General features: G+C 69.8%; 13 protein-coding genes. 2 read left to right on the forward strand and 11 right to left on the reverse strand.

Features of this window, described 5'->3' with window-relative positions; translation table 11 throughout:
- Window positions 1-107 precede the first annotated feature (107 nt).
- From AB0B40_RS23560 to AB0B40_RS23600, 9 genes are all read right to left on the reverse strand, one after another.
- Window positions 108-2,204: a hypothetical protein gene (locus AB0B40_RS23560; protein ID WP_362265389.1), complete on the reverse strand. Its 2,097-nt coding sequence runs from the start codon at window positions 2,202-2,204 to the stop codon at window positions 108-110.
- Window position 2,205: 1 nt separating this feature from the next.
- Complete coding sequence (locus AB0B40_RS23565; protein ID WP_362265391.1) at window positions 2,206-3,804, reverse strand: hypothetical protein; 1,599 nt, start codon at window positions 3,802-3,804, stop codon at window positions 2,206-2,208.
- Between the two features lie 93 nt (window positions 3,805-3,897).
- Window positions 3,898-4,140 (reverse strand): hypothetical protein, encoded by a 243-nt coding sequence (locus AB0B40_RS23570; protein WP_362265393.1) that lies wholly within the window; start codon window positions 4,138-4,140, stop codon window positions 3,898-3,900.
- A gap of 195 nt (window positions 4,141-4,335) precedes the next feature.
- A complete protein-coding gene (locus AB0B40_RS23575; RefSeq protein ID WP_362265395.1) occupies window positions 4,336-5,346 on the reverse strand; it encodes a hypothetical protein in 1,011 nt (336 codons plus the stop codon).
- Between the two features lie 13 nt (window positions 5,347-5,359).
- On the reverse strand, window positions 5,360-5,728 hold the full coding sequence (locus tag AB0B40_RS23580) for an RRQRL motif-containing zinc-binding protein (protein WP_362265397.1): 369 nt from the start codon (window positions 5,726-5,728) through the stop codon (window positions 5,360-5,362).
- Window positions 5,728-6,078 (reverse strand): hypothetical protein, encoded by a 351-nt coding sequence (locus AB0B40_RS23585; RefSeq protein WP_362265398.1) that lies wholly within the window; start codon window positions 6,076-6,078, stop codon window positions 5,728-5,730. The genes AB0B40_RS23580 and AB0B40_RS23585 overlap by 1 nt, the downstream gene beginning before the upstream one ends.
- On the reverse strand, window positions 6,075-6,368 hold the full coding sequence (locus AB0B40_RS23590; protein WP_362265400.1) for a hypothetical protein: 294 nt from the start codon (window positions 6,366-6,368) through the stop codon (window positions 6,075-6,077). The genes AB0B40_RS23585 and AB0B40_RS23590 overlap by 4 nt, the downstream gene beginning before the upstream one ends.
- Before the next feature lie 151 nt (window positions 6,369-6,519).
- Entirely contained in the window at window positions 6,520-6,903 is a 384-nt protein-coding gene (locus AB0B40_RS23595; RefSeq protein WP_362265402.1) for an RNase adapter RapZ, read from the reverse strand.
- Window positions 6,904-7,032: 129 nt separating this feature from the next.
- The gene (locus AB0B40_RS23600; RefSeq protein ID WP_362265404.1) at window positions 7,033-7,200 is read right to left on the reverse strand and encodes a hypothetical protein; all 168 of its coding nucleotides are present in this window, start codon (window positions 7,198-7,200) and stop codon (window positions 7,033-7,035) included.
- A 798-nt stretch (window positions 7,201-7,998) separates the two neighbouring features.
- Between AB0B40_RS23600 and AB0B40_RS23605 the strand changes: the two genes are divergently transcribed.
- Window positions 7,999-8,394: a winged helix-turn-helix domain-containing protein gene (locus tag AB0B40_RS23605; RefSeq protein WP_362265405.1), complete on the forward strand. Its 396-nt coding sequence runs from the start codon at window positions 7,999-8,001 to the stop codon at window positions 8,392-8,394.
- Window positions 8,395-8,610: 216 nt separating this feature from the next.
- Here the strand turns inward: AB0B40_RS23605 and AB0B40_RS23610 are convergent, their stop codons facing one another.
- On the reverse strand, window positions 8,611-9,189 hold the full coding sequence (locus AB0B40_RS23610; protein ID WP_362265407.1) for a flavoprotein: 579 nt from the start codon (window positions 9,187-9,189) through the stop codon (window positions 8,611-8,613).
- A complete protein-coding gene (locus AB0B40_RS23615; protein WP_362265409.1) occupies window positions 9,171-10,406 on the reverse strand; it encodes a helix-turn-helix transcriptional regulator in 1,236 nt (411 codons plus the stop codon). Before AB0B40_RS23615 ends, AB0B40_RS23610 begins: the two co-directional genes overlap by 19 nt.
- Window positions 10,407-10,864: 458 nt before the next feature.
- Between AB0B40_RS23615 and AB0B40_RS23620 the strand changes: the two genes are divergently transcribed.
- Window positions 10,865-11,380, forward strand: coding sequence for a GNAT family N-acetyltransferase (locus tag AB0B40_RS23620; RefSeq protein WP_362265411.1), 516 nt, complete (start codon window positions 10,865-10,867; stop codon window positions 11,378-11,380).
- Window positions 11,381-11,406: the final 26 nt, after the last annotated feature.

Below are 11,406 nucleotides of genomic sequence, written 5' to 3' on the forward strand. Positions count from 1 at the left end.
CGCTTGTCGCCTCCCAGGTCACAAGCCGTTTTCGCGCCCCTGGGGCGGCGGTGGCGGCATGTGTTTTCGGCGGGGCCACAGGCGACAAGTGATCACTGCTCGGGGGGTTATCCGGGGGCGTGGCGGTGGTGGACGTAGCGGGCTTTGGTGCCCTCCCCGACGCGGACGGCGGTGCCGTCGCTCACCCATGCCTTGAGCCAGCCGACGACCGTCTGACGGGTCGTGCCGTACTCCTCCGCGAGCGCGCGGGCGATCGCGGACGCACCGGTGCCCTCGGTGCCGGCGGCGAGCAGCAGGGCGAGCGCGGCCTGTTGCGCGGGACTGTCCTGCTCGCCCCGCAGCGCCGACAGATTCAGCCCCGGCGGCGAGGGCTGCTCGGTCGCGGTGTGCGGGTCGGGTGCGGTCGCGAACTGTGCGTCGATCTCCGCGCGGAAGCGGGCCAGCATCTCGTCTTCCGGCGAGACCCGCGCGGCCCCGCGGCTGTCCAGGGCAGACAGTGCCAGTCCCGACGCGGGCCCGTACTCCACAGCCGTGCTGTTGTCGGTGGGGGCGTGGTCGCGCATCCATGCGGTGCGCTCCGCGTCCCACCGTCGGGCGTAGGCGGATCCGGCGGCCTTCGCCGAGATGTCGTCCATGACGGGGTGCCGGTCGGAGGTGGCGGCGATGATGTCGCGGATCTGGTTGGGCAGGATCCGCCACGTCTTGAACAGCCCGGCCGCCGATTCCGGGGTGGCCATGAACCCGGCGCCCTTGTAGGGGGCCTGGTCGACGCGCAGCCCGCGGGTGCCGGGGAACATCTTGCTCAGGTCCATGCCCTCGGTCTCACCCCCGGTGAGCGCGACGCGGACCTTGGCTTCCCGGCGGATCATCAGGTTGCCCAGCACACTGCCGGTCGCCCCCAACGCGGTCAAGACGGTGCGCAGGCCCATGGCGCGGGCGATCCGGATGACTTCGAGGATCTTCTCCGCGAGCTTGCGCATCTGCCGGTCCGGGCTGGCCAGGATCTCCGCACCCTCATCAATCACCAGCATGATCTGCGGAATCTGCGCACTGATCGGCAGAAGGTCAGTGTTGGCCTTGGACAGCAGGTCCTGATAGCCCATCTTGCGCTGCTTGGCGACCCTGACGGCGGTCTCCAGCATCAGCACGGCCTCATCGAACGTCCCGGCAAGCCAGTCGACGCCCGGCCGTACCGGCTTGCCGTCCCCGGCGCCGATCTCCCCGTTGAGCGCGGGCAGGACCCAGGGCAGACCGGCCGACCCGGCGTTCAGGTCGATCACCCACGTCAGGACGTCCTCTGCGCGGGCGAAGCCGGCCAGGATCGCGTGGACCATGTTGGTCTTGCCCGATCCGGTGGGGCCGACGACCAGTGCGCACTGTTCGCGCAGGTAGGCGAGGATGTTCTCCGCGTTGGTCCGGTAGCCCCACGGGATGCCCGTGTGCACGGACAGCGGGGCGTAGTCGGTGGGGTAGGTGCGCTCTTCCTCCAGGACGTTGACCGTGGTCACGTCGATGATGACCCGGCCCTGGTGGATGCCCGGCGTGGCGACGGCGGTGCAGCCGTGGGGGAGGCGGGCGTCCGCGGACAGGCGGGCCGACTCGGAGGCGATTTTGGCGTAGGTGGCGCCGCCGGGCGGGAGTTCCGCGTCGATGGAAAAGCCCGTCCCGGTGGGCCACATCTCCACCCCGAGGACGCGCACGGTCAGCGAGCACACCCGCTGGATGCGGTCGACCCATTCCGCGGCGATGGCCCGGCGCTCCGCGGAGAGTTCCGCAGCGATCTGCCGCTCCTGCGCGGCGATCGCCTCGTCTTCGCGGGCTTCCTCGAACAGTGCGCTGGAGTGGGCGGCGGCGCCGATGCCGACGCCGAGGGTGGCCAGGGAGCCGAGGGCTGCCCAGGTGAGGGGGCCGTGGGTCATGGCCCAGGTGGTCCATCCGGCGCCCACGAGCCAGGATGCGGCGCGGGTGGCCAGGGTGCGGCCGGCGTTGCGCACGCGCAGGCCGATGACGGTGTGGCCGAGGGCTCCGGCGGCGCCGACGGCGAGCGCCCATCCGGGGGGCATGGCGGTGGCGGCGCCTGTGGTGGCGACGGCGAAGGCTCCGGTGGTCGCGGACAGGGCGCCGGTCACGGGTCCGTGACCGGCCGCCCAGTCCAGCACCGGGCCACTGCTCTGCTGCTTCTTGGCGGTGGCGGTGCTGCTCATCTCAGACGTTCCAGCCCTTCTCTGCCTCGGTGCCGTTACGGGGGTCTTCGTGGCGGGCGATGTCCTGCGCGTGGACCTTCCGGAACAGCGGGCCCATGTCCTCGGCGACCGCGACGGCGCTCATCAGCGCGCCGTAGATGTCGCTGAAGCCGTTGGCGACTTCCTTCTCCAGCGGGAACTCGTTGTCGGAGCGCTCCGCGAGGATTTTCATCACGTTGGCCACGCTGGCCAGGGCGGCCGGGAGCCCTTCGACCATGGCGAGGATCTCCATGCAGTCGTCGGGCTGGTAGGCGTTGGCGGCCTCCTCCATCTCGGAAGCGGCCTCTTCGAACCGGAAACCGGTCACGTGCTCTCCTCCACTGACCTGGACCGTGCTGGGGGCGGGGGTTTGGGCGGGGACCCTGGCGGCGGGCCGCTCGACACGGTCCGCGATGCCCTCTGTGCCGTCGTGGTCGGCCTGCGCGTCGGCGGCGTCCTCCTGCTCCCGCAGGTGCTGGCGGATGGCTTCGTCGCGCTCCGCACGCTGCTCGGCCGCTGCCCGGGTCATCCGCCAGTAGAGGCGGCGGCCGGGATACATCAGGGCCGGGATGTCGAACTTCCGGCCGATCGGGGTGGTGAGCATCCCGAGCAGGCCGGTCGGCAGGGCGAGCAGGGCGGCGAGCAAGCGCCGCCGGTGGAACCGGGCCGCGGACCTGCGCAACGCCCGACGCGCGGCCTTGCGAGCAGGGGCCTTGCGGATCTGGGCACGCTGCGCGTCAACCGTCCCGCGGTTCTTGGCGTCGCGTTTCGCGCGCTGCTTGGTGACGGCCGCATCCCGTGCGGCTCGGGCCTTACGGGCCGTGCTGCCCGTCAGGCGGCCGGTCAGACCGGGCCGCTTGCCCGAGCGAGATTTGCTGGCGGGGGTGTTGGTGGTGCGGCGGGCGTCGGCGACCGCGCGGCGTGCCGCGGTGGTCTGCGCGCGCCGCCCGGCGCGCGAGCCGGCTGCCTGCTGCTGCGCGGCGCGTAGCGCCCGTATCTGCCGGATCCGGCCCGCTGCCTTGCCGTTCGCGCCACCGCCCGCACGCGGGGCAGCGCTGCGGTTGGTCGTGGTCCGGGTCTTCCCACCCGCGGCGGTGCCGGTGCTGTTGTGTCCGGCAGCCTGGCTGCTGCCGCGGCGGTGCCGACCGGGCGCGCTGCCCGACCCGCCACGTGCGCGACTGGCGCGGGAGCTGGTGGACCCGGTCCGGCTCGTTCCGCCGGTGCTGCCGTGGCGCTGGCCCGTGCTGCGGGCCGCGGTACGGCCGGCGGTGCGGGCCGCGTTCCGGCGGGCGGCGCGGCGGGAGTTGGGGATGCGGGCGCGGGTGGCGGCGACCGTGCCGAGAACGACCAGCCCGGTTGCTGCGACGGCCGCGGCGATCGGCCCGCCTGCCAGGGAGGCGGCGGCGACTGCGCCGATGGTGCTGTTCGCCCCGGACAGGGCGAGCGGGACGACCGGCCAGCCGCCGGGCGTGTGCTCCACCTCCTTGCTGCCCTGCGCCGGGGCGGGCGCGGTCTCGGGCGGCGGGGATGGAGTGGTCGGGGCAGCCTCGACGGCTACCGGCTCGGTGCTGAGTTCCGTCATGCTGTGAGCACTCCTTTGCGGAGTAGAGCGAAGGCCCGGACGCTCTGCCGTCCAGAGCGCGCGTCCGGGCCTTTGCGGTGCGGAAAGCACGGGTCAGAGCTGGTTCGGTGCCAGCTCGAAGTAGCCGACCGAGGCGCTGCGGAGGTTGGCGTCCTGCTCGGTGACGGCCTGGTAGATGAAGTGGTAGACGTCCTGGCGGGTGCTGCCGGGCGGGGGCGTGAAGGTGCCCTCCTGCGTCATCGAGAACCGGCCCGGCTTCTCCAGGGTGAGGATCCAGTGGTGCGTGCCCTGCGCCTGCGGGATGTTGTCGGCGGCGGGGGCGCTCTGTGTGGTCACGATCTCGGCTCCTGCGTCTCGGTCAGAGGTGGGTGGTGCCGCTTGCCGGGTCTGCGCGCCGGGTCTGCGAGAGTGCCGCTCGCCGTGGCTCACCGGGTCTGCTTCACTGGTGCGGTCGACTGCTTCCGGCAGTCGCAACGAGGGCCAGCCCACCTCCACTGGGCTGGTCCTCATTGATGTGTGCCGGAGGCTCGTTTACGGCTGTGCGTCCTCCGCGTCGATCAGCGCGGCGTACGCCTTGCGCACCCGCTCCTCCTTTGCCGAGAAGCCCGCCGCGCGGTAGGCGGCCAGGGCCTTGCGGTAGGACAGCGGCGGGTTTTCCGAGTGACGCAGCCACCGCAGCACGACCGTGAGCTGCTCCTCGCTCAGCGGCTCGCCCGGCGCCGGCGTAGCGACACCGGCCACGGCCGCCACTTCGGCGAGCCCGGACAGGTCGACCGGGGCGTGTCCCGGACCCTGCGGGCCGGTCAGTTCGCCGATCGGGGACACGGCACCGACCTGCGGGGACACGGGGGACACACCCGGGGACACACCCTCACCCGACCACTGCCCCAACACCTGCGCCAGGTCGTCGTCCGAGAACAGCGCCGGGACTTCCGGCACGTCGTCATCGACGGGGTGTTCGGCGGTGAGCTGCGCGAGTTCCTCGGCTGCCTCGTGGCGTACCTTCTGCGCCGTCCCCCGTGCCTTGCGCTCCTCGCGTTCCAGCACGGCCGCGGTCTTGTGCCGATCGACCTTGGCGCGGGTGACGGCCCGGCCGATAGCGACCTGGTCCCGGGTCGCGCTGCGGACCGCGTCGATCTGCTGCTGCGCTCCGGAGGAGATCCGGGTGGACTCCCGTTCCACGGCCATGATGAGCGTGGCCTTCGCGGCGGCCGGGACCACCGCACCGATGACCGCGACGGCCGGGGTGGCGTACATCAGGCCGTGGGTGAAGAGCACGCCGACCGAGGTCACGAGGAACACCCAGCCGAGAACTGCGGGCAGGGTTCCCTTCGAGCCCTGGCGGCGGTGCGCGGTCTCCATGGCCAGCGCGTACAGCCACACCGCGTCGTAGATCCCGGCCACGGTGTAAGCGAGCGGTGCGGGCGCCTGGCGGGAGAGGATCTCCCCCACGGCGTAGACGGTCCACCCCAGCGACATGCCGGTCAGCGCAACCGGCAGACTCCAATGAGCCGCCTTCCGCGCCACGTACTTGGCTTTCATGTACTCACTCCGTTCATTGATCGTCGGGATAGGCGCACGGGACGCACACCCCGAGGGAGGCGGGGATGACGTATCCGGCGTCGTTGCGGCACTTCGGGCAGGTCCGGCGGGCGCGCATCGCGCACTCCAGCGCCCGGCGCTTGGCCGGGGTCATCGGACGGACCGGCAGGGCCTTGTCGAGCCGGTAGAGGTAGGCGACCAGCGGCCCACGCCGGTAGCGCGGGCGCAGGATCTGCCCGACAACCGGCTGCCCGCCGGGGCGCAGCCCGCGGGCCCGTAACTGCCGCCGGGTCGCCAGCCCGTCCGGGGCGAAGCGCCAGGGGTAGGTGGGAATGCCGAACCGGGCGCCGTTCGGGTCGAAGCACTTGCCCCACGCGGCCATCAGACCGCGGACCCGACCGGCGCGGGTGCGGACCCGACCGGCGCGGGTGCGGGTACGTCGCCGAAGCCGGTCAGCTCCAACGCGGCGCCCGCGTAGTCGACGGACGCCTTCAACACCCGCGTGCGGCCCCCGCTCTGCTCGCTGTAGACGACGTCGTCCGGAACGATGCCCAGCGCGTCCCGCCACGCCTCGAAGCCGGCCAGGTCGTCATGGAACCTCAGTCGCAACAGGCCCGGGAACACAGGCGACACATCAACGTCCGGCGCGGGCAAGTGTCCGAAGTCCGCGGCGAGCAGGCGCAGCACCCGCAGTGGCACGGCCAGGCCGTCCAACGCCAGGTCCTGGCTCATGCCGCGGCCCCCCGGCGTGCCGGACGGCGGCGGGCGGGGCGGGGCAGCGGGACCACGTTGAACAGCTCCGGGTGGTCCTCGACCACCTGCGCGGCCAGCCGGATCACTTCGTCCGGCCCGCTCGCGAACTCGGGGTCGGTCAGGATGTCGCGGGCCGCGTCCAGACGCGCCGCACGTTCCATCTCGCTCTCGCCCTCGACTCCGAGCCAGAGTTCGACGGGCGTGCCGAGGGCGAGTTCGATGAAATCCTGTGGACTGTCGGCCCGACGGCCAGACACGAAAGAATGCATGGGAACTCCCAGCTCAAAGGGGAAGGAAGAGGCCGGGGACCGCAGAACAGGCGGTCCGGCGTAGGCGGCCGCCACCGCGAGCGCGGTGGGCCACAGTGCCCCGGCCGGGAGTCGAACCCAGCCTTGCGACCATCGGGGCGGTTAGAGCAGGTCAGCGCTGGACGACGTCCTTGCCCATGTCGCGGTGCCGGACGTTCACCGTGTGGCCGGCATCGGTCAGCCGGTCGGCCAGGGCGCGGGCGAAGGTGGGTGCCCGGTGACGTCCGCCGGCGCATCCGTCGGCGACGGTCACGGTTCCGGCGCTGGGGCCGGCGGCGAATGCGGCGACCGCCGCCGCGGTGGCCTCGACCAGGGCGGCGATGCCTGGGGTGGCCATCACGACGGCCCGTACGGGCTCGTCGTCGGCGGTCATGTATCGCAGTTCCGGGCTGACGTGCGGGTCGCGGAAGTGGTGGCGCAGGTCGATGGTGAGATGCGCCGCCGGGGGCGCATCGTGCAGGTAGCCGAACGAAACGATCTCAACAGCGACGGCCATGGGTACTCCCAGACTGATGAAGGGGTGTTCCGGCTCCCTGTAACCCCGCCCGTGCGGCCGCGCGGTCAACGCGACCGGACGGGCGGGAGAGGCAGCCGGCCGCAGCGTGAGGCGCCGCGACGGGTGGTGTTACCGGGGCTGCTCGGTCAGGTGAGCCGCGTCCTCGTAGGCGGCGCGGATTTCCTGCTGCTGCCAGGCCCGCTCAGCCGGGGCCGGTGCAGGGTCCTGCCGGCCGAGGTCGGCCGCCCAGGCGTCTGCGCGGGCTTCCATGTGCCAGGCCGTCGGGTCGGTCGCCATCAGCACACCCCCGCGTACGCGATCCACGCGGCCGTGTGACCAGCCGGGTAGGGGTGCGGCCCACGCGGCGGCAACGGGTCCTTCGTCTTCTCGTGCTCTGAACCGGCCATCAACGGCCGCCCCGGGCACGGGCGTTGTCCTGGCTCTGCTTGTTCGCGGCGGCGTTCTTCCGGGCCAGTTCGGCCCGCTCCGCGTCTGTCAGACTGGTGATCACAGGTGCCTCCACATCAGGTGCCTGTACGCGGTCCCCGGGTCGCACCCCGGGGGCCGCTCTGATTTCTCATCAAACGGGCAGGCCACCCACATGACGGCCGGCGTCCTGCCCGCATGACGAGTGACGGGAAAGCCCGTCACTGTCTTCCGCGGCTCCTTACGCGCCTTGCTCCCTTCGTTTGGTCGGCGCGCGGTCACCGCGTCACTCAGTCGTCACTCGCTGAGTCGATCTCCCTGGAATGGCTACCTGTCATGGACCGGGTGCAGCCCAACCACCGGGATCCCCACCGATCCGGTCCCTGGGACTGCGCCCGAGGGTCAGACCAGCGGCTTAGCCGATGACACCGATCGATCCGTGAAGACGACGGACTTCTACGTCTCCCATGCCGCCCGGACCGCGTGTAAGCGAGTCCGGCGGGTGCTTCGTGGTGCGTTTTTGCAGGTCAAGCACTTGTACGCACGGCTGATGAAGCCCTTCCGAGCTTCGTTCTGCGGCTTGCTACAGATTGACCTAGGTCAATCCGAGTGTCAAGTAGGTCCGGTGAAGGATCAGAGATTGACCTAGGTCCGGCTACTCTCGATGTCATGGACCAGAGCCCCGAAGCGCCCAAGCAGACGCCCACGGCCAAGGAGATTGCGGCGCAGTTCCGCGAGAAGATCACGGGCCCCGACCGCGAGTACGAGCCGGGCGATCAGTTGCCGGCTGCTCGCAAGCTGGCTAAGGAACTCGGCGTGCAGCTCATGACTGTTCAGAGCGCGTTCGGTCAGCTCCGTGACGAGGGGTTGGTTCTCACGCAGCAGGGCCGTGGGACGTTCGTCCGCGATCCTGCTGTGCCTCTCGGTAGCGAGCCGGGCAGTAGCCCTGCGTTCACTGCCCTCGCTGCGGAACTCAGCACGATTCACGATGCCCTGCACCAACTTGATGAGCGACTTGATCGTCTTGAGCGGCTTGTCGGTAGCGAGACTCCACCGTCACCGTGAGTTTGTCCGCGCGCCTCAACAGTCGTTCGGCCTTGGCGCGGGCCTCTCTCAAACTCGCTTTGATCAAAGCGAGTTCGGCGGGAGTCATGCTTTCCAGCTCGCCGCTTTGCTCATTGATCCCTGACATGCCAATGAGGGTGTCGCCCAGAACGGCAGAGGACCCGGACAGACTGTCCGGGTCCTCTTTCCTTGCAGGTCAAGCGCGTTGACGAGCTGTCATCGGGCGGCCGCATCCACTGTGTCGAGCACCGCCGACCAAGGAAGCGGGCGACCCGCCGGCGCCTCCCGAGGTTCGTACAGCGGCCATACATCCGGGCCGTACACGACATGCACGCCCCCAGCCTGGAGGGTGTCGATGTGGTGCTGCCACGCCGGATGGCGTGCGTGCGCCGCGTTCACCCGGGGGAAGACGATGACCGGCAGGTCTAGGGTGCCGATGGCCTCGCCCACCTGTGTAAGAGCCTGGTTGTCCATCAGGCCGGTCGCGAGCTTGGCGACCGTGTTGGCCGACGCGGGAGCGACGACGTAGCAGTCAACGGGTGGGTGCGGGCGAGCTTCACCGGGCAACCGAGGCTCATCGCGAACGGGTAGGCCGGTCAGTTTCGCCAGCTGCTCCGCCTCGCCGTTGAGCCGTAGCCACTGAGCCGCGGTCGGCGTGAGCGTGACGGCTACCTGCCAGCCGCGTTCCATGGCAGGCGCCACTAGGCCTGTACGCAGGGCTTCTACGCCTCCAGCCGCAGATCCGACGACCCCGAGCACCCCGCGCTTGATTGAAGTCACTGCACCGCCCTGCATCGTTGAGCCATCACGAACACTTCGGATGAGCGCGAGCCACCAGTGACCGGGGACTGTTTGATCAGGTCCCGTAGCGTCTCGCGCACCCTGGGATTGTTGCGCACGAGCTGTGGCGAGGTGTGTTCAGCCGTACGAAGCTCCACAAACGCCGCATCGCCCTGACCAGCGAGCGACAGAGCGCGGGCGTAGTCGATTCGGTGCGAGACGCTGCGTTCCTGCGGCATGTGGTCGACGTTGATCTGTCCGTGTTCCACCACGTACGACACGTTGTCGAGGTCCAGCTCAACAGACAGACGGTGAAGCAGCACGTTCGTCGGTCCGAAGCCGGTCTGCCAGTAGTTCTCGTCTGAACCTAGATCGTCCGCGAGTTCTTCGGCTCGGTTCAGCAGACCCGTCGCGGTGGGTCGGTCTTGGTGACGCGCTGCCGCTACGGCGGCGCGCAGGTGGATCATGCCCAGCAGACTTAGAGCCGCGGGGTCGCTCTCGGTGACCTGCGATGACAGCCATGCTGCGGCTGTGTTGCCCAACTCCAGCGCGTCGTCATACCGACCGTTCGCCAGCAGGGCGTGTGTGCCCGAACGTGCAGCCGATGCCAGTACGAGGGGGTCGTCCGACTCGTCAGCGGCCCGCATCGCGCGCTCGGCCGCAAGCCATGAGATGTCTGATTCCCCGATCTTTGCGAGCGTCGTGGCGGCGAGGTGGTGTGTGCGGGCAGACACCGCCCAGCAGTCGCTACGGTCATCGCCGCGGCGTGCTGCTCGTTCCTCAAGTTCCTGGGCGGTCTGCAAGAGCGCCGGGAGAGCCGCGATGACGCTGCCCAGTCGCCCGCCTTGATAGTCGTTCCAGGCTTGTTCCACGCGCATGGCCACAGGGGCCGGCGTCGGCAGCTGCGTATCGGCCTCGGGGCCGAAGAGCAAGCGGGATAGTCGCCGCGGGCTCATGAGCGCATCGCGCACGGCAGGGACGTCGTCCTGCTTCCGCTCGTCCTCCACAAGAACGGTCTGGCCAAGCAGATCCCCGAGGGGCACGCGCAGGATGCGCGACAACTCGGCGAGCATGTCGATACGCGGTGGCTTCCGACGCCCCGTTTCGATCTTCGCCAACCAATCGGTGCTCCGGCCGACCAAGCCGGCCAAAACCTCTTGCGTGTAGCCGCGGCGCTTGCGGTAGAACGCGATCCGCTCGCCGATGCTGAGGTGATCTCCGAGACCACGCATTGCGTGCTGCCTCCTACTGCTTGTGAGGGGCTGAGTTCACGGTACAGAGCTGGCTGTGGGGCGCGGTAGTTGGCCTTACGAGCCCTACGAGGTGGTATGAGCATGAGGGCTCGCGCAGGAGGGGACCCGGACGAAATGTCCGGGTCCCCTCCTGCGCGAGGCTCGGGCTGATTACGCGACAGATGCCTGTGGCATTGGCTGTGCTGCGACCGTCACGAGCCGCAGGTGCCGTTCCGCATTTCGAACCAGTTATACGCGGACGATCAAACGTGACGGCTGGGCTTGGGCACCCTGGCGCCGGGTTGTCGATGTCCCTACCGTGGCTGGGCATGGGGAGGCCTAAGAAGAACAAGCCGCGCCGTTTGCGGGGCAGCGCTGCTGAGGTACCTGGATCTGCGTACGTCTGCGGAATTGAAGGCGTCCTGATCAGGCAGGCGCGTCGGGGGGAGGGGCAGCGAGTGCTGGAGCTGCTGTCGACAATCGACACGGAATACGACGATCTCGACTATGCGGTGCAGCACATCGATGCGGGGACCTATGCCACGTCAGGAGCGGGTCTACGTCGGGCCCTAGTCGCCGAGGCGGAGGGAGGTGCCGGGCTTGTTGGGGCACTCCTCGCCCTGCCGCCCGCGAGTCTGTTGCGACGGTTACAGGCGGCGGAAGCTCCTCGGTCTGTGGTCGGCGACGTGGCTCGTTCCATTGCGAAACTCAAGGCCGTCGCCGTTGCGCCTGACAGACGTGGCGACGGAATCGGTGAGGCGCTGGTGAGAGCCTTCGTCGGCGAGTACAGCGCCGCTGACTATGAGGTGCTGTACGCCCAGGTGGACGTCGGCAAACCGGCCCTCGCGCGCTGGTACGGCCGGCTTGGGTTCGAGGCTCTCGGTGCGGGTGCTCCGCTTCGCCTTGATCCACAGGGAAGGGTCGCCATCTACCCTGTCGGTGCCGAGCAGCTCGTGGTGCGGGTCTTGACCTAGGCCAGCTACCTGCATGGAGGCCTTCG

The sequence above is a fragment of the Streptomyces sp. NPDC042638 genome (genome assembly GCF_040647235.1).
GTDB classification, from domain to species: Bacteria; Actinomycetota; Actinomycetes; order Streptomycetales; family Streptomycetaceae; genus Streptomyces; species Streptomyces rameus.